Origin of the sequence: Pseudomonas sp. BN414 (assembly GCF_029871275.1) — a bacterium.
Taxonomy (GTDB): domain Bacteria; phylum Pseudomonadota; class Gammaproteobacteria; order Pseudomonadales; family Pseudomonadaceae; genus Metapseudomonas; species Metapseudomonas resinovorans_C.
Genome location: NZ_SSOL01000069.1, coordinates 1 through 17790 on the forward strand (window position 1 = coordinate 1; position 17790 = coordinate 17790).

Here is a 17790-nt window from a genome sequence, read left to right on the forward strand (position 1 = left end):
CATCGCCGTGGGCATCTCCGGTGCCATCCAGCACCTGGCCGGCATGAAGGACTCCAAGGTCATTGTCGCGATCAACAAGGACGAAGAAGCCCCGATCTTCCAGGTGGCTGATTACGGCCTGGTGGCTGACCTGTTCGAAGCCGTACCGGAACTGGAAAAGCTGCTGTAATAGCGCTTCCCGGCCTGCCGTACAGAAAACCCGCTCTTCGGAGCGGGTTTTTTTATGGCTATGTCTGAACTGAATTAGCTGTTGCTGGAAGTCGACCGCCGGTCCAAGAGCCTTGTAGGAGCTAGCTTGCTAGCGAAAAGGGGCCATTCGCTGGCAAGCCAGCTCCTACGGGCAATACAGCTACCTGCAACCCTTAATGCAGACAGCGTTTTTTATTTCCTGTCAGCTACCACTGGCGTCGAGGAAGGCCTGGTAGTGGCGGGCGGTTTCCTCCGGGCGCTCGAGCATGGGCGCGTGACCACAATCGCGCATGATCACCACCGTCGGTTTTCTCAGCAGAGGTTTCATCACTTCAATGCTGGAGACATCCAGCACCCGGTCGCGATCTCCCCAGAGCAGCAGGGTAGGGGCCTCGACTCGCGGCAGCTCCGGCTCTAGTGGGATATACCGCTCGCGTAGCTGGCGGAAGACTTCGTTGTAGTGCGCCTCGTTGGCCACGGATTGCTCGGCGAGGTAGGCCTTCACCGACTCGGGAAGGGGCGGCGGCTCGACGAAGACGAAATCCAGCAAACGCTGGAAGTCATCGGCATTGCGTACGACCAGAGGGTTGGGCTGGCCGCTTTCGATCAGGCGAAACATTTCGCTCCTGTTCGGCGCGGTGACTCCGCCGTTGTCGAACAACGCCAGGCTGCGCACCTGCTGTGGGTAGCGTGCTGCGAAGATCCCGGCGATATGGCCGCCCATGGAATTGCCCACCAGGTGCACTTTGCCCAGCTCCAGCGTCTTGATGAAGGACTCCAGACGCTCTGCCTGGGTACCGACGTCGTAGCTGCCGTTCGGACGGTCGCTTTCGCCGAAGCCGGGCAGGTCGAGTGCGATGACGTGGTAGCGCTCGGTGAAGGGGCGAGCGAAGCGCAGCCAGTTGTCCTTGCTGGCGCCGAAGCCATGGAACATCACGATGGTTTCGCCCTTGGCCGGGCCGCCCTCGTAGTAATGGATGCTAAGATCGCCCAGCGCGACCTGGCGCTCCGTCAAGCCGGCGAGTTGGCGCTCCATGAGACGCACGCTGGCGGTGAGCGCCGCCGGCGAGAAATAGAGGGTTGTCGCTGCCGCCACCAAGAGGATGACGACTGCGATGAAGAGTTTCTTCATGGCCTGCCCTTATCGCGAATAGTCCTTTCAACCGCCTGTACGCTAGCATGAAGCTCGCTCCAGGCGATGCGCCCCGCGCCAGCGCCAATCGAATGTCCAGCCCAGGAAACCTCAGATGCCAAGATTGCAGCTCTCGTCCTTTCTCCTCGCGCTGTGCCTGTTGCCCGGACTCGGGCAGGCCGCCGGGAAATGCGAGCGTCTGGTGGCCACCGGCAATCCCGAATATCCCCCGTATCTGTGGCGTGATCCCGAGAATCCCAAGCAACTCATAGGCGCCAATGCCGACCTGCTAAAGCAGATTGCCAAGGAACTCGGCGTCAAGGTGGAAATCCTCTACACCGGCCCGTGGTCCCGCGCCCAGGATGAAGTCCGTACGGGCCGAGTCGACCTGATCGCGGGTGCATTCCTCACCCTGCCGCGCCTGGAAACCATGGATTACGTTCATCCTGCCTTCCTGGAAACCCAGAGCGTCGTTTGGGTGAAGCGCGAACGCGCGTTCCCCTACAGCGGCTGGGAAGATCTGCGCAGCCACACTGGCGGCACCCTGGTCAAGAACAGCTTTGGCGAAGCCTTCGACCGCTTCGCCAAGGAAAACCTCAAGTTGGAAGAGGTTCCCAGCCTGACCCAGGCCTACCAGAAGCTGCTGCTGGAGCGCACCGACTACGTACTCTACGAGCGCTACCCCGGCCTGGTGCTGGCCGACACCCTGGGTATGGCCGACGATCTGATCGCACTGGAACCTCCGATTTCCAGTGAAGGTCTGTACCTGACCCTGTCCCACAACTCGGCCTGCAACGACCCCTGGCTGCGCGGACAGCTCGCGAAAAAAATGACAGAATTGGTCGCCGCCGGAGTGCCGCAAACCCTGCTGCAGCGCAACCTGGAACGCTGGAAGGCACTGCAGATGCAACCCGCCGGTACTCCCGAATGATTAGGAATCCTCTAGTGAGCAAGACACCCCTGTTTGCAGCCGGCCTGGTTGTGTTGGCCCTGGCCGGCTGCGCCAGCGACCCGGCGCCCATCGAACAGATGCGCCTTACCGAGAAGGCTGTGGAGCAGGCCAAGGCCGTCGGCGCCACCGAACAGATCGAGGAAATGAAGCTTGCCCAGGACAAGCTCGCCCTGGCGGAAAAGAACATGGGTGAGCAGGACTACAAGCGCGCACGCGTCCTGGCCGAAGAAGCCGAACTGGATGCACGCCTGGCTGAAGCCAAGGTGCTGACGAAGAAGAGCCAGGACCAGTTGGCCGAGCTGACCGCGCGGATCAATCGCCTGCGCAAGCAGTTGGGAGACGTGCAGTGAATCGGAATCATGCTTTGACCGCCGGCCTGGTGCTCAGCCTCGGGCTCCTCGGCGGTTGCGCCAACCAGCAGCAGACCGAACAGAGCCTCGAGCAGGCGCGCCAGATGTTCCAGAAGGTCAAGGAGGACCAGAACGTCCTCAGCGCCGCGCCGAAGGATGTGATCCGCGCGGGCGAGTCCCTTGCCCGTGCCGAGCGTCTGTCCAGTTATTGGGGCAATGACAAGGACGTTGTCCACTACGCCTATCTCAGCCAGCGCTACAGCGAGATCGCCAGCCAGCACAGCGAGCAGAATCTCAACCAGGCCCGTGCCGCCAAGCTGCAACTGGAGCGCGAGCGCCTGCAGCTGGCCCTGCGTGAAGCCAAGCTGCTCAGCGTCCAGCAACAGGGCAAGTGGCTTGAAGAACAGATGATCGCGCTGGCCGCCACCGAAACAGATCGTGGCCTGGTGATGACCCTGGGCGATGTGCTGTTCGACACCGGTCATGCCGATCTCAAGGCATCGGCCAACCGCACCGTGCTGAAACTGGTGCAGTTCCTCCAATTGAACCCGCGCCGTGTCGTGCGCATCGAGGGTTACACCGATAGCAGCGGTACCAAGGCAGACAACCTCAAACTCTCCACCGACCGTGCGCAGGCGGTGGCGGACGCCCTGGTCGACCTCGGCATCGATGCCAAACGCATCCAGGTCCAGGGCTATGGCGAAGCCTTCCCTGTGGCGGAGAACGCTTCCAACCGGGGCCGGGCACAGAACCGCAGGGTAGAAATCGTCTTCTCCAACGAAAAGGGCGAGCTCGGCTCGGCACGCTGAAGCTGCACTGCCACAAGGGCCCCGGTTGCCGTTCGGCACCGGGGCTTTTTCATGGCTGGACAAATTCACTGTATCGCACACAATTTCCCGATCTGTACCGGTGCAGTTTTGAAGTGTTCAGATAGTGTTTCGGTCCAGTGATACAGGTGCCGTCATGACCAATCTGTTGCTCTACCAACGCATCGCCCAGCAACTGGCCGATGATATTCGCCGTGGTGTCTACCAACCGGGCGAACGCGTACCGTCGGTGCGCAAGCTCAGCTCCCAGCTCAGCGTCAGTCACGCTACCGTGCTGCAGGCCTACGCCAGCCTGGAGGACCAGGGGCTGATTCGCGCTCGCCCGCAATCCGGCTTCTATGTGCACCAGACCCCGGCCCTGACCGCGTCCACCCCGGATATCGCCCGCGTAGAACGCCCGGGTCTCGTCACCCGTGCAAGCATCATCCAGCAGGTACTGGCCGAGTCCCGTCGTGAAGGTGTCTTCCCGCTGGGGGCGGCGGTACCCCATGTCGATTACCTGCCGGTGCGCACCCTGCACCAGCAGCTTGCCAAGGTCACACGCTTCCATAGCCCGCGCGCCTTCAGCTACATGTTCAGCCCCGGCTTCGAGCCACTGCGTCGCCAAGTGGCGATTCGCATGCGCGATGCCGGCGTGGTGGTGGACCCCAGCGAAGTGGTGATTACCCACGGCTGCGTGGACGCACTGCAGATGAGCTTGCGGGTGCTGACCCGTCCGGGTGACCTGATTGCCACCGAGTCGCCGACCTACTACGGCTTGCTGCAACTGGCCGACCTGCTGGGCCTGAAGGTCATCGAGATTCCCAGCGACCCGACCACAGGCATCAGCCTGGAAGCCTTGCAATTGGCCGCTAACCAATGGCCGATCAAGGCGCTGGTACTGACCGCGCGACTGAGCAACCCCCTCGGCGGCACGATTCCCGAAGAGCGGCAGAAGCAACTGCTGCGCCTGTCCTCGGACTTCGACATCCAGATCATCGAAGACGATATCTATGGCGAACTGATGTTCGACCAGGGACCTTCCAAGGCGATCAAGGCCTACGACCTCGACGATCGGGTGATCTACTGCTCCAGCTTTTCCAAGACCCTGTCGCCCGGTGTGCGCATCGGCTGGATGATCGCCGGCAAGTACCAGGCGGAAATCCAGCGTCTGCAGACCTTCAGTACCCATTCGGCGTGCAGCGTCACCCAGATGGGCGTGGCAGCCTATCTCGAGAATGGCGGCTACGACCGGCACCTGCGCTATATCCGGCAGGAGTACCGGAAGAACCTCACGGCCTTCCAGCTCGCGGTCCAGCAGTACTTCCCAGAAGGCACCCAGATCACCCGGCCCAACGGCGGTTTCATCCTCTGGATCAGCCTGCCGGCCAAGGTGAACACCAAGGACCTGCACATGCGTGCCTTGCAGCAGGGCATCAGCATCGCGCCGGGGTTGATTTTCAGTAACACGGAACAGTTCAACCACTGCGTACGGCTGAACTGTGGCATCCCGTGGAACCGCGAGGCCGAGCGGGCCATGATGACGCTCGGCATGCTGGCGAAGCAGCTCTGCCAGGAAGCGGGATTGTGACCTTTCGCCGAGGGCCGCTCATGGCCCTCGGCGTTTAATTTTTTCCTCTGCGTTAACCCCGCTGGCGCTAGGCATCCGTCTACTGGTGCGAATGGCTCATTCGTTCCCAGGAGGCGTCCCATGTCCAGCCACAGTTTCCTTCCGCACCAACCCCTGGCAGCCGGCTTCACCGCCGGCCTGCTGCTGGCCCTGGCCGCCTGCAGTGCGCAGGATGCTTCTGCGCCTGCCAGCGGCAAGGCCGAGGCACCGCCGCCCGCATCGATCCAGGTGGAGCCGGAGCTGCGCGAGGAGACCAAGGCCAGCGCACCGGCAACCTTGGCCAAGCGCGCCGATTACGCTGCCGAGTCACGGCAGATGCCGATGATCGCGCCTGCGCCCATGCAGGATGCCTTGCAGCCGGGCTACCGCGACGTGCCGCGTGAGCAGTACCAGCACCTCGCCGACAACCCCGTGCACGCGGTGGCCAGCGAGCCGGTCTCCACCTTCAGCATCGACGTCGACACCGGCAGCTATGCCAACGTGCGGCGCTTCCTCAGCGGCGGCCAGCTGCCTCCGGCTGATGCCGTGCGGTTGGAGGAGATGGTCAACTATTTCCCCTACAGCTATCCGCTTCCCGAGGGCGATGTGCCGTTCGGCATCGGCATCGAACTGGCGCAAACGCCGTGGAACCCGCAGACGCGTCTGCTGCGTGTGGCGATCAAGGCGTCTGAGAGCCGCGTCGAACAGCTGCCGCCGGCCAACCTGGTGTTCCTCGTGGATGTTTCCGGCTCCATGGATCGTCGCGAGGGCCTGCCCATGGTGCAGGGCACCCTCAAGCTGCTGGTGGACCAGTTGCGCCCACAGGATCGCGTGTCCCTGGTGACCTACGCGGGAGAGGCGAGGGTGGTGCTGGCGTCCACGCCCGGTAGCGAGAAGGTGAAGATCCGCGCCGCCATCGATCAGCTCAGCGCCGGTGGCTCCACGGCCGGCGAGTCGGGCATCCAGCTGGCCTATGCCGAAGCGCAGAAGGGCCTGATCCCCAATGGCATCAACCGCATCCTCCTGGCCACCGATGGCGACTTCAACGTCGGCATCAGCGATTTCGAAAGCCTGAAGCAGCTGGCCGCGCAGAAGCGCAAGGGCGGGGTGTCCCTGACCACCCTGGGCTTCGGCATGGACAACTACAACGAACGGCTGATGGAGCAACTGGCCGATGCCGGTGACGGCAATTACGCCTACATCGACAACCTGCGCGAGGCGCGCAAGGTGTTGGTGGATCAGCTCGGTTCCACGCTGTCGGTTGTGGCCAGGGACGTGAAGCTGCAACTGGAATTCAACCCGGCCGAAGTCAGCGAATACCGCCTGCTGGGTTATGAGAATCGCGCACTCAAGCGTGAAGACTTCAGCAATGACAAGGTGGATGCCGGCGAAATCGGTGCCGGACATACCATCACCGCGCTCTATGAGATCGTCCCCGTCGGTGCCAAGGGTTGGCTGGAGCCACTGCGCTATCAGCCAGCCGCCGAGGCCGAAGGCAATTCCGGCGAGCTGGCCTGGTTGCGCGTGCGCTACAAGGCGCCGGGCGCGGATCAAAGCCGCCTGCTGGAGCGGCCCATCGCTGCCACCAAGGTCGTAAGCCTCAACGAGGCCAGCGAGGACCTGCGCTTTGCCGCTGCGGTAGCTGCGTTCGCCCAGCAACTCAAGGGCGGGCAATACACCGGCGAGTTCAGCCTGTCCGACAGCGCCAGCCTGGCCCGCGCGGCTCGTGGTGACGACCGCTTCGGCCTGCGCGGCGAATTCGTGCAACTGGTGGAACTCGCGCAAAGCCTGCAAACTCCCGCACCATCCCAAGCGCGGAAGGAATGACGTGAACGCGACCCTCACGGATGACGACGCCGCCTTGCTGCGGCGTTATCGCAACGGCGATTCCGAGGCCTTCGGCGTGCTCTATGCGCGCCATCGCCTTGGCCTTTATCGCTTTCTCTGTGGCCGGTGTGGTGATGGCGCGCTCGCCGAGGAAATCTTCCAGGAAACCTGGCTGAACCTGATCCGTAGCGAGTCGTCGCCACTGGGTCAGGCCAGCTTCAAGACCTGGCTCTATCAGATCGCCCGTAATCGCCTGATCGACCACTGGCGCAAGCACGGGCGCTTGCAGGGGCGTGAAGAGACCTTCGATGAGGCGATGCACGGTGACGCCCTGCCGGGCAGCAGCCCGGACCCCGAGCGGGAGCTTTCCCTGAGCCGGGACCAGCAACGCCTGCGCGCGGCGCTGGATGAATTGCCGGGCGAGCAGCGTGAAGTGTTCCTCTTGCGTGCCCACGGTGACCTGGAAGTGACCGAGATCGCCGAACTCACCCGTACACCCGCGGAGACGGTGAAAAGCCGCCTGCGCTATGCGCTGCAGAAGTTGCGTCGGCTGTTGGCCGACCCGGCCGCGGCGGAGGAGGTATCCGCATGAACCAAGACCCGCACAAGCCGGACGACATGGAACGGGAACTGCTCGAACACTACCGCTGCCATTGCCATGACGAACTCTCGGCGTTGCTGGACCAGCGCATCCTCGCCGCTGCTGCGGCACAGGCGGCACAGAACCGGGCTGAAGCTGCGCCTTCCTGGGGAGAGCGGCTGCATGCCTGGCTGTTTGGTGCTGGCGGTCGGCAACGCTGGGCGGTCGCCGTCGTCGGATTCGCCACCCTCGGCATCGGGCTCAGCCTGACCCTGCGGACCCAGCAGGAGGCCGAGCAGCGTTTCGATGCGCCGCCCGCCAGCCCCGCCCAGTATTCGGCGCCAGCTCCGGCGGCGGCACCCATGTCCAAGGCCGCGCCGGCTACCCTGGCCAGCCCTCCGGTCCAGGCTGAAAAGAAAGCTTCGGTCATGGCCGACAGCAGCGCTGAAGTCGAGGCGCGCCAGCAGGCACCGATGGCATTGGAGGAGGCTGCTCCGAAGGCGGAAATGGCCAGGGTGGCTCCGCAGGTCGAGCCGCAAGCCAGCTTGCAACGGGTGCTGGCGCTACAGGCGGAAGGCAAACGCGAAGAGGCGCACAAGCTTCTGGATGAGTTGCAGGCTCGCTATCCGCAGCGCGACATCGCCGCTGAATTGCGCGAGTTGGAGCGTGACCGTTGACGACGGTCGCGCCGGACTTGCCACGGTGCTGGCGAAAGTAGAGCATGGCGCCATCACTGCCCCCCGCTAGAACTTCCATGCGTTCGATTCATCTGCTTTGTGCCGGCCTGGCGCTGACTCTATTGGCGGCGTGCGACAAGGATGCCCCGTCGCAGCCCAAGGCGCCGCCCGCACTGCCCCCCATTTCCTCCAGCCCGGAGCCGGCGCCCTCGGCTGCCGAACCGGCCACGCCCGTGCCGTCGGTGCCCGAGACGGCACCTGTTCCGCCGCCTCCGGTGCCAACGCCCAAACCGGTGCCGTCGCCGCCCGCTCCGGTCAAACCGAAGGAAACGCCGGTAGCCGCCGCAACCACGGCGCCACTGCCCAAGGCCAAGCTCGACCTCACCTTGCCAAAGGATCTGGTCGATCAGTTGCAGGCCAGCGAAGCCACTACCGATCTACCGGACCAGCCCGTGCTACCGCAGATGTTCGCGGAAAAGCCTGCACCGGAAAGCCCCTTCCAGCTCAACGGCAAGTTGATTACCAATGAGCGGGAAGACGTGGAAGGCGCCGAGTTGCAGTTCGAGTTCAAGCGCTGATCGCGTGGTCGTGAGTTACGGGTGACGGATGGTAGGAGCGATCTTGCTCGCGAAGAGGCCAGGCCCAAAGCGACGTAGGATGGGTGGAGCTTGCGATACCCATCAGCCGTGTCCGCATGGGTATCGCTCCGCTCCACCCATCCTACGGTTCTGGCGCTCTGTCGAGGGCGCCGAGTTGCAGTTCGAGTTCAAGCTCGCTCCTACAGATTCACAAATCCCAATTCAGCGGTTCTGATCCGAAACAGTCGCAGGTCGCGTGAGTAGGAATCACAAGGCCCGCCTCAGAAGCGATATTCCCCGCGCTGGATGGCCTGATACAGCGCCCCATCCAACGGGCGGAAGGCCGGATCGCCGGGCAGTCGCGCGAAAAGCGGTTCGCTCACTGCTGACGGGTCATAGGCCTGCTGCTTCAGATCGGTCTTCTTGTACTTGAAGGTTCCCGTGGTCTCCACCTCTCCCAGCAGGCGCACGAAAAGCGGCGAGGCGTAGGCCGGCAGCTCGCGGTCCAGATGGTCGGCAAGGGCCCGGTGATCCAGGCGCGCGCCACTGGCCAGGCGCAAGGCGGCCATGCCGCAGCGGCCATTGGTGCCGGGAATCTCCACCCCGTAGACCACGGCATCCTCCACGCCGGGGAAGGCGCCCAGGGTGTTCTCGACTTCGGTGGTGGAAACGTTCTCGCCTTTCCAGCGGAAGGTGTCGCCAAGGCGGTCGACGAATTGCGCATGCTTGCAGCCGATGCCGCGCATCAGGTCGCCGGTGTTGAACCAGGCGTCGCCCTTCTTGAACACGTCACGAAGGATTACCGCTTCGCTCTTGGCCGGATCGGTATAGCCGTCGAAGGGCCACATCGGGCTGATCTCGCTGATCAGCAGGCCCGACTCACCCTGCGCCACTTCCTGAAGGAATCCACGTGGGTCCCGTAGCGGACGGTCGTTCTCCAGGTCGTAGCGAACGATGGCGAAGGTGGCGGGGGAGAAGCCCACCGTGTTGTCGAAATTGAAGACGTTGGTGAAACCGATATTGCCCTCGCTGGAGGCATAGAACTCCATCACCCGCTCGATGCCGAAGCGCGACTTGAACTCGCCCCAGATCGATGGGCGCAGGCCGTTGCCGATCATGCAGGTAAGGCTGTTGTTGCGCTCTTCGGGGCAGGGCGGCTGGTTCAGCAGGTAGCGGCAGAGCTCGCCGATATAGCCGAAACAGGTGGCCTGGTAGCGCGCGACATCCTTCCAGAAATTGCTGGCCGAGAACTTGCGGCGCAGCGCGATGGCGGCGCCACCCGCCAGCACCGAGGCCCAGCTCACGGTGACCGCATTGTTGTGGTAGCAGGGCAGGGTCAAATAGAAAACGTCGGTCTCGGTGAGGCCGAGGCCCGAATGGCCGAAGCCACCATAGGCCTTGATCCATTTGCCATGGCTGAGGATCGAGGCCTTGGGCAGGCCCGTTGTGCCCGAGGTGTAGATATAAAAGCAGGCGTCTTTGAGGCGCACTTGCCCGGTGTCTGCCGGGTTGTCGGCGGACTGGCCCAGGGCGAGGCGCATCAGGTTCTGCCAGCCGGCCGGGGCGTCACCGGTCTCGAGCAGGCTATCGTCATCGGCCACCCAGTAGCAGCGGCGGGCGTCCTCCAGTTCCTCGCGAACCTCATCGAAGGCGCCGCGCAGTTCTTCGCCCACCACGAAATACCGGGCCTTCACCAGGTTGAGGCTATGGCAGAGGACCTTGCCGCGTTGGGTGGTGTTCACCAGGGCGGCGATCGCCCCGAGTTTTGCCAACGCACCCAGTATTGCCAGCACCTCGATGCGGTTCTCCAGCATCACCGCCACCACGCTGCCATGGACCACGCCTTCGGCCTTCAGGGCATGGGCCAGACGGTTGCTCCAGGCATTGAGCTGGGCGTAATCGAGTTGGCGTTGTTCGTCGATCACGGCGGGGCGTGCGGGATACAGGCGTGCCGCCCGCTCCAGCGCCCAGCCCAGGGAGAGCGCTTTCTCGCGGTTGCGAATGCCGGTGTAGTACAGGCCCAGCAGCAGGCGCGGCAGACGTGGCAGGTTGGCCGGCAGGCGGGCGATGAAACTCAGCGGGGAAATCAATTCGACCTGGCTCATGGTTCTCGCGTGTTGTCGTTGTTGTACGCAGTCGTCTTCCTGACTCTAGAACGGGCAGCCAGACCCCACCATGACCCTGGCGCGGCGATGTGGGGGCAGATGGGCAAATTGGGCAGGAGGACCTCTTCTTTGTGGGGGCGAATTCATTCGCTGAGCAGGACGAAGTCCTGCTATTCGGGATTTCGGGGGCTGCTGCGCAGCCATAGCGAATGAATTCGCCCCCACAGCCTGGTTAGGCCAATCCAGGGGGTGGTAACTTCAATCCAGGAACAAATCCGGCACCAGCGAACCGCCCTGCGGGTCGTAGCGATACTGCTCGAAGTCGGTCTGGCCCTGCTCGCGCAGGATTTCTTCGTCGATCAACAGGCGGCCGGTGATGCTGCGGCCCTGGCTTGCCAGAATGGCGTAGGCGGCGTCGGCCATGATCGCGGGCGTGCGTGCGCGCTTGAAGGCGTCGCGGCTGCCCAGTTCGAACTCGATGGCGGCGGTGGCGATCATGGTCTGCGGCCAGAGCGAGTTGACGCTGATGCCATAGCGCTTGAACTCCTCGCTCATGCCCAGGGTGAGCATGCTCATGCCGTACTTGGTGACGGTGTAGGGGCCGTGCTGGGCAAACCACTTGGGCGCGAGATTGAGCGGCGGCGACAAGTTGATGATGTGGCCGTTGCCGCTCTGCTTCAGGTAGGGCAGCGCGGCCTGGCTGCAGACCATCACCGCGCGGGTATTGATCTGGTACATCAGGTCGAAACGTTTGGGATCCAGTCGTTCGACGCCCACCAGCTTGATGGCGCCAGCATTGTTGACCAGCCCATCGATGCCGCCGAAGTGTTCGGCTGCCTTGGCCATGGCATCGCGCACGGCGTTCTCGTCGCGCACGTCCAGTTGCAGGGCCAGGGCCTTGCCGCCGGCGGCTTCCACTTCTTCGGCCACGCTGAAGATGGTGCCGGCGAGCTTCGGATGGGGCTCCGCGCTTTTGGCCGCGATGACGATATTGGCGCCATCGGTGGCGGCACGCAGGGCGATTTCACGACCAATGCCGCGGCTGGCGCCGGTGATGAACAGGGTCTTGCCGGAAAGGGACATCTGGACCTCCTGGTTCTTGTTGTTGTCCGGGGCCGCGCTGCGGCCCTTGGCGAATGAATTCGCCCCTACAGAAAATCGTTCGTTAAGAGGCTTCTTCCACCTCTACCAACAACTGGCGGCTCTTCACCTGGTCGCCTTGGCTGACCTGGACGCGAAGGATCACACCGTCCACGCCGGCTTTCAGTGGGTGCTCCATCTTCATGGCCTCCAGTACCACCAGTAGCTGGCCCTTGGTGACGCGGCTGCCTTCGGCGACCAACACTTCGACTATGGCACCGTCCATAGGCGCCTTCACCACGCCGGAGCCGGCACCAGCCTGGCCGCCGGCAGGCTCGTGGGTGACGTCCTGCAGTTCCAGGTTGCCGTTCTGGCCGAACAGCCAGAGCTGTGAGGCTTGCTGGTGGTAAGCGATGCGACGACGGATTCCGTCCAGCTCCATCACCGCCCAGCGGCCGTCTGCGCTCACCAGGCGAACGGCGACTTCTATGTCATTCACCCTTGCCAGCAGGCGCGGTTGCCGGCCGGCGTCCTGCACGGCCAACTCGACGGCGTGCTTCTGCTCGCCCTGGCGCAGTACCAGGCGCCAGGGCGCGCTGCCTGCGCTGCGCCAGCCGGCAAGACCGCCGTGGTGGGCGGAGTGGGTGGCCGAGGCCTGGTAGAGCAGGGTGGCGGCGACCGCCAGTTCCATCGGCGAAGGCGATTGCGGGCTGAGACTCGGGTCGTCGCCGAAGGTATCCCCGATGAAGGCAGTGGTGGCATCCCCGGCCGCGAATTGCGAGTGTCGCAGCAAGTTGGCGAGGAAGCGTTGATTGCCCTTCACGCCGAGCAGCACGCAATCCTCTACTGCACGCGCCAGCTTGCGCCGGGCTTCATCGCGGGTGGCACCCCAGGCGATCACCTTGGCCAGCATGGGGTCGTAGAACGGCGTCACGGCCTGGCCTTCCACCAGACCGTGGTCGATGCGGATGCCTTCCAGGTCGGCGGGCTCCCAACGCAACACGTCGCCGGTCTGGGGCAGGAACCCGGCGGCTGGGTCCTCGGCATAGAGGCGTACTTCCATGGCGTGGCCGTTGAGACGGATCTCTTCCTGCTTCAAGGGCAGCGGTTGGCCCTCGGCGACGCGAATCTGCCAGGCCACCAGGTCCTGGCCGGTGATCAGCTCGGTCACCGGGTGCTCCACTTGCAGACGGGTGTTCATCTCCAGGAAGTAGAAGTCGCCACGGGCATCCAGCAGGAACTCCACCGTGCCGGCGCCGACGTAGTTCACCGTGCGTGCGGCTTGTATCGCCGCCTCGCCCATGGCCTGGCGCAGTTCGGCGGTCATGACCGGGCAGGGCGCTTCTTCGATGACTTTCTGATGGCGGCGCTGCACCGAGCAATCGCGCTCGCCGAGATAGACCAGGTTGCCGTGCTGGTCACCGAACACCTGGATTTCCACGTGACGTGGCTGCAGCACGGCCTTTTCCAGGATCAGTTCGGCGCTGCCGAAGGCATTCAGGGCCTCGGAGCGAGCGGTGCGCAGCTGAGCTGCGAGTTCGTCCGCGTTGTTCGCCAGGCGCATGCCACGTCCGCCACCGCCGGCGCTGGCCTTGATCATCAGCGGGTAGCCGATGCGTCCGGCTTCGCGGGCCAGTGTGGTGTCGTCCTGCTCGACACCTTCGTAGCCGGGGATGCAGGGCACACCGGCCTCCAGCATGGCCAGCTTGGACAGGCGCTTGCTGCCCATCAGGTGGATGGCCTCCACGGTCGGGCCAATGAAGGTAATACCGGCGGCCTCGCAGGCACGGGCGAAGTCGGCGTTCTCGGACAGGAAGCCGTAGCCGGGGTGAACAGCGTCGGCACCGGTCTTTTGCGCGGCGCCGATAATCGCCTGGATCGACAGGTAGGACTGGCCCACCGGTGCCGGACCAATGCACACCGCTTCGTCAGCCAGACGAACATGGCGCGCATCGGCATCGGCTTCGCTGTAGACGGCGACAGTGCGATAGCCGAGGGCCTGGGCGGTGCGCATCACCCGGCAGGCGATCTCGCCGCGGTTGGCGATCAGGATCTTGTTGAAAGCGGGCATGGTGGTTGTTCCCTCTCCCCAACCCTCTCCCTGAAGGGAGAGGGGGCTGTTCGGTGTGAGTGATGGGTCACTGAGCCCAAGCGGGCTTGCGCTTCTGTACGAACGCCATCGTGCCCTCGGTGCCTTCCGCACCAGTCACGGCGGCGGCGAACTGCTCGGCAGCGCTATCCAGCAAGGCGCCAAGGGGTTCGTTTTCCGTGGCCAGCAGCAGTGCTTTGGTGCGGGCGTTGGCGCCAGACGCGCAGCGCCGGACCTGCTCCAGGCTCTCAGCCAGGCGCTGCTCCACGCCGGCCGTATCGGCCTCGGCGAAATGCACCAGACCCAGGCGCAGGGCTTCGCTACCGTCGAAACGCGCGGCGGTCAGGGCCAGGCGGCGTGCCTGGGTAAGGCCGATGCGCTTGACCACGAAGGGCGCGATCTGCGCCGGCAGGATGCCAAGGCTGGTTTCCGGCAGGCCGAACTGGGCACCCGCGTGGGCGATGGCGATGTCCGAGACGCAGGCCAGGCCGAAGCCGCCGCCCAGCACCGCGCCTTCCAGCACCACGACCAGTGCTTGCGGCTGCGCCTGGGCTTCTTCCAGCAGGCTGCCGAAGGCGCGATTCAAGTTGCGGTACGCGTCGCTGCCAGCCGCTCGGGCACTGGCCATGTCCTTGATATCGCCGCCGGCGCAGAAGTGCCCGCCGGCACCGCGCAGCACCAGGGCGCGCACATCGGAATCGGTGCGCACGGCAGCCAGGACTGCGCGCAGTTCCTCGACCATGGCCAGGCTCATGGCATTGCGGCTATCTGGCCGGTTGAGGGTGATGTGCAGCACGCCAGCGGCCTGTTCCAGCAGCAGGGTTTCGCAGTTCGGCAGGGTCATGGCGTCAGCCCTTCTTCTTGCCTGGCAGGATGCCCATCAGCTTGCAGATGATGCCCAGCATGATTTCGTCCGCGCCGCCGCCAATGGAGACCAGGCGGGTATCGCGGTAGGCGCGGGAAACATGGTTGTCCCACATGAAGCCCATGCCACCCCAGTACTGCAGGCAGGCATCGGTGACTTCGCGACCGAGGCGGCCGGCCTTGAGTTTGGCCATGGAGGCGAGGCGAGTGACGTCCTTGCCCGTGACGTACAGCTCCACGGCCTGGTAGACCAGTGCGCGCAGGGCCTCGATCTCCGTCATCAACTCGGCCAGGCGGAAGTGGATCACCTGGTTGTCGATTAGCGGATTACCGAAGGTCTTGCGTTCCTTGCAGTAGTCGATGGTGACGTCCACGCAGTGCTCCAGGCCCTTGATCATGTTGGCGGCGCCGAACAAGCGCTCTTCCTGGAACTGCAGCATCTGCATCATGAAGCCCGCGCCTTCGTGGCCGATGCGGTAACGCTGCGGCACGCGAACGTTGTCGAAGAACACCTGGGCGGTTTCCGAGCTGCGCATGCCGAGCTTGTCGAGGTGGGCGCTGAGGGTGATGCCGGGGGTGTTCATCGGCACCATGATCAGCGACTTGTTGACGTGCGGCTTGTCGTCCGAGGTGTTGGCCAGCAGGCAGATGAAGTCGGCGCTGGGGGAGTTGGTGATCCACATCTTGCTGCCGTTGATCACGTAGTCGCTGCCGTCCTTGCGGGCGGTGGTCTTCATCCCGGCGACGTCGGAGCCGGCGCCCACTTCCGATACGCCGATGCAGCCGACCATCTCGCCGGCGATGGCTGGGCGGAGGAACTCCTCACGCAGCTCATCGGAACCGAAACGGGCCAGGGCCGGGGTGCACATGTCGGTCTGCACGCCGATCGACATGGGAATGCCGCCGCAGTGGATGGTGCCGAACTCTTCGGCAGCGACGATGGAGTAGCTGTAGTCCAGGCCCATGCCGCCGAATTTCTCCGGCTTGGAAATACCCAGGAGGCCCAGCTCGCCCGCCTTCTTGAAGATGTCGTGGATCGGGAAGCGGCCTTCCTTTTCCCACTGGTCGACATGGGGGTTGATCTCCCTGTCGACGAAATTGCGCACCGTGCGGCGAAGTTCTTCGTGTTCCTGGGTGAAGATCATTGTTGTTGTTCTCCTTGAGCCTTGACTGTTTCTCCGCCTCTGGCCCTCTCCCCAACCCTCTCCCTGAAGGGAGAGGGGGCTGTCCGGAGTGGGCACGGCGGTCCGTTTCATGCCGGGTGGCTTTGGCTCCCTCTCCCTTTAGGGAGAGGGCGGGGGGAGAGGGAAATGACCTCGCCCCCATGTGTCTGGTTAGAACCTCGCTACCCCAAAACTATTGCCTTTCAGAGGACGCACTTCCGCTTCCGCACAGATATCCAGCAGATAGCCGAGCAAGCGGCGGCTGTCTCGCGGGTCGATCAGACCGTCATCCCAGAGGTTGGCCGTGCCGTAGAGGGCGGTGGACTGGCTGTCGAGCTTCTGCGCGGTCACCTGCTCCAGCATGTCGAGCATCTTCGGGTCAGGCTCCTTGCCCTCCTTGGCGTGCTTTTCCTCGGTGACGATGCGCAGCACCTTGCCGGCCTGGGCGCCGCCCATCACCGCCGTGCGGCTGTTGGGCCAGGCAAAGATGAAGCGCGGGTCGAGGCCGCGGCCGCACATGGCGTAGTTGCCAGCACCGTAGGAACCGCCCACCACCAGGGTGAGTTTCGGTACGCGGGCGTTGGCCACGGCCTGGATCATCTTCGAGCCGTGCTTGATCACGCCCAGTTGCTCGGACTCGGTGCCGACCATGAAACCGGTGGTGTTGTGCAGGAACAGCAGCGGCACGTTGGCCTGCTCGCAGAGCTGGATGAACTGCGCCGCCTTGGCCGCGCCCCGGGGTGTGATGGGGCCGTTGTTGCCAATCAGTCCACAGGGACGGCCTTCGATGCGCAGGTGGCCGCAGACGGTCTGGCTGTCGAATTCGTTCTTGAAGGCGAGGAATTCCGAGCCATCGGCGATGCGGGCAATGATCTCGCGCACGTCGTAGGGCTTCTTCGGATCGGCCGGTACTACGCCCAGCAGCTCTTCGGCGCTGTACAGCGGCTCACGCCATTCGGTCTGGGCTCGGACCGGCAATTGGGCGTTCCAGGGCAGCATGGCGAGGATGTCACGGGCCAGGCGCAGGGCGTCGGCGTCGTTCTCGGCCAGGTACTCGGCTGTGCCGGCCACCTGGGCGTGCATTTCGGCGCCGCCCAGTTCTTCGTCGCTCGCCACTTCGCCGGTGGCGGCCTTGAGCAGGGGCGGGCCTGCGAGGAACATCTTGGCTTTGCCGCGAACCACGATCACGTAGTCCGAAAGGCCCGGCTGATAAGCGCCGCCGGCGGTGCTGGAGCCGTGTACAACGGTCAGCTGGGGGATGCCCATCGCGGAAATCCGTGCCTGGTTGGCGAAGCCGCGTGCACCTTCGACGAAGATTTCCGCAGCGTAATTGAGGTTGGCACCACCGCTTTCGGTGAGGGCCACCAACGGCAGTTTGTTCTCCACGGCGATCTGCTGCAGGCGCAGGGTCTTCTTCAGGCCGGTGGGGGAGATGGTGCCGCCCTTGATGGCACTGTTGCTGGCGCTGATCAGGCAACGAATCCCGGAGATGTAGCCGATGCCGGCGATGATGCCGCCGCCGGCCTGGGTGCCGTCCTTGTCGTCATGCAGCTTGTAGCCGGCCAGAGAGCAGAGTTCGAGGAAGGGACTGCCCGGGTCCAGCAGCAGGTTCAGACGTTCGCGGGGCAATAGCTGGCCGCGTTTCTCGAACTTCGCTTTCGACTCGGCGGCCTTGTCCAGCACCTTTTGCTCGACGTCACGGAAGCTGGCGATAGCGGAGAGCATGGCGTCGCGGTTTCGGGCGAAGTCTTCGCCCTGGGAATCGAGTTCGGATTGGATGACCGTCATC

15 protein-coding genes and 1 pseudogene are annotated in these 17790 nt (G+C 64.0%); 9 read left to right on the top strand and 7 right to left on the bottom strand.

Annotation, left to right across the window (positions count from 1 at the left end):
* Nucleotides 1-169, top strand: a pseudogene (locus tag E8E95_RS16505) (electron transfer flavoprotein subunit alpha/FixB family protein); the annotation flags it as partial.
* 222 nt (nucleotides 170-391) lie between these two features.
* On the opposite strand, the gene E8E95_RS16510 reads toward E8E95_RS16505, so the two are convergent.
* A complete protein-coding gene (locus tag E8E95_RS16510) occupies nucleotides 392-1321 on the bottom strand; it encodes an alpha/beta hydrolase (protein WP_280351911.1) in 930 nt (309 codons plus the stop codon).
* Between the two features lie 115 nt (nucleotides 1322-1436).
* Here E8E95_RS16510 and E8E95_RS16515 point away from each other — a divergent pair, with 115 nt between their 5' ends.
* From E8E95_RS16515 to E8E95_RS16550, 8 genes are all read left to right on the top strand, one after another.
* Complete coding sequence (locus E8E95_RS16515) at nucleotides 1437-2252, top strand: transporter substrate-binding domain-containing protein (RefSeq protein WP_280351913.1); 816 nt, start codon at nucleotides 1437-1439, stop codon at nucleotides 2250-2252.
* A gap of 14 nt (nucleotides 2253-2266) precedes the next feature.
* A complete protein-coding gene (locus E8E95_RS16520) occupies nucleotides 2267-2623 on the top strand; it encodes a DUF4398 domain-containing protein (RefSeq protein WP_077526125.1) in 357 nt (118 codons plus the stop codon).
* The gene (locus E8E95_RS16525) at nucleotides 2620-3432 is read left to right on the top strand and encodes an OmpA family protein (RefSeq protein ID WP_280351915.1); all 813 of its coding nucleotides are present in this window, start codon (nucleotides 2620-2622) and stop codon (nucleotides 3430-3432) included. The genes E8E95_RS16520 and E8E95_RS16525 overlap by 4 nt, the downstream gene beginning before the upstream one ends.
* A gap of 154 nt (nucleotides 3433-3586) precedes the next feature.
* Nucleotides 3587-5020 carry a PLP-dependent aminotransferase family protein gene (locus tag E8E95_RS16530; protein ID WP_179062050.1) on the top strand — a complete coding sequence of 478 codons (1434 nt, stop codon included), beginning with the start codon at nucleotides 3587-3589 and terminating at the stop codon, nucleotides 5018-5020.
* A gap of 120 nt (nucleotides 5021-5140) precedes the next feature.
* Nucleotides 5141-6865: a VWA domain-containing protein gene (locus tag E8E95_RS16535; RefSeq protein ID WP_280351919.1), complete on the top strand. Its 1725-nt coding sequence runs from the start codon at nucleotides 5141-5143 to the stop codon at nucleotides 6863-6865.
* Between the two features lies 1 nt (nucleotide 6866).
* Complete coding sequence (locus tag E8E95_RS16540) at nucleotides 6867-7457, top strand: RNA polymerase sigma factor (RefSeq protein WP_280351921.1); 591 nt, start codon at nucleotides 6867-6869, stop codon at nucleotides 7455-7457.
* The gene (locus E8E95_RS16545; protein WP_280351923.1) at nucleotides 7454-8122 is read left to right on the top strand and encodes a hypothetical protein; all 669 of its coding nucleotides are present in this window, start codon (nucleotides 7454-7456) and stop codon (nucleotides 8120-8122) included. Before E8E95_RS16540 ends, E8E95_RS16545 begins: the two co-directional genes overlap by 4 nt.
* Before the next feature lie 77 nt (nucleotides 8123-8199).
* The gene (locus E8E95_RS16550; RefSeq protein ID WP_280351925.1) at nucleotides 8200-8700 is read left to right on the top strand and encodes a hypothetical protein; all 501 of its coding nucleotides are present in this window, start codon (nucleotides 8200-8202) and stop codon (nucleotides 8698-8700) included.
* 281 nt (nucleotides 8701-8981) lie between these two features.
* Here the strand turns inward: E8E95_RS16550 and E8E95_RS16555 are convergent, their stop codons facing one another.
* The 6 genes from E8E95_RS16555 to atuC all read right to left on the bottom strand — a co-directional run bounded on the left by E8E95_RS16555 (nucleotide 8982) and on the right by atuC (nucleotide 17789).
* Nucleotides 8982-10805, bottom strand: a complete 1824-nt coding sequence (locus E8E95_RS16555) for a long-chain-acyl-CoA synthetase (RefSeq protein ID WP_280351927.1) — start codon at nucleotides 10803-10805, stop codon at nucleotides 8982-8984.
* A 258-nt stretch (nucleotides 10806-11063) separates the two neighbouring features.
* Nucleotides 11064-11888, bottom strand: a complete 825-nt coding sequence (locus E8E95_RS16560; RefSeq protein ID WP_280351929.1) for an NAD(P)-dependent oxidoreductase — start codon at nucleotides 11886-11888, stop codon at nucleotides 11064-11066.
* A gap of 82 nt (nucleotides 11889-11970) precedes the next feature.
* Nucleotides 11971-13956 (bottom strand): geranyl-CoA carboxylase subunit apha, encoded by a 1986-nt coding sequence (gene atuF, locus E8E95_RS16565; RefSeq protein ID WP_280351931.1) that lies wholly within the window; start codon nucleotides 13954-13956, stop codon nucleotides 11971-11973.
* A gap of 67 nt (nucleotides 13957-14023) precedes the next feature.
* The gene (atuE, locus tag E8E95_RS16570; protein ID WP_280351933.1) at nucleotides 14024-14818 is read right to left on the bottom strand and encodes an isohexenylglutaconyl-CoA hydratase; all 795 of its coding nucleotides are present in this window, start codon (nucleotides 14816-14818) and stop codon (nucleotides 14024-14026) included.
* Between the two features lie 4 nt (nucleotides 14819-14822).
* Nucleotides 14823-15983 carry a citronellyl-CoA dehydrogenase gene (atuD, locus tag E8E95_RS16575; RefSeq protein WP_280351935.1) on the bottom strand — a complete coding sequence of 387 codons (1161 nt, stop codon included), beginning with the start codon at nucleotides 15981-15983 and terminating at the stop codon, nucleotides 14823-14825.
* A gap of 189 nt (nucleotides 15984-16172) precedes the next feature.
* A complete protein-coding gene (gene atuC, locus E8E95_RS16580; protein WP_280351937.1) occupies nucleotides 16173-17789 on the bottom strand; it encodes a geranyl-CoA carboxylase subunit beta in 1617 nt (538 codons plus the stop codon).
* Nucleotide 17790 lies beyond the last annotated feature (1 nt).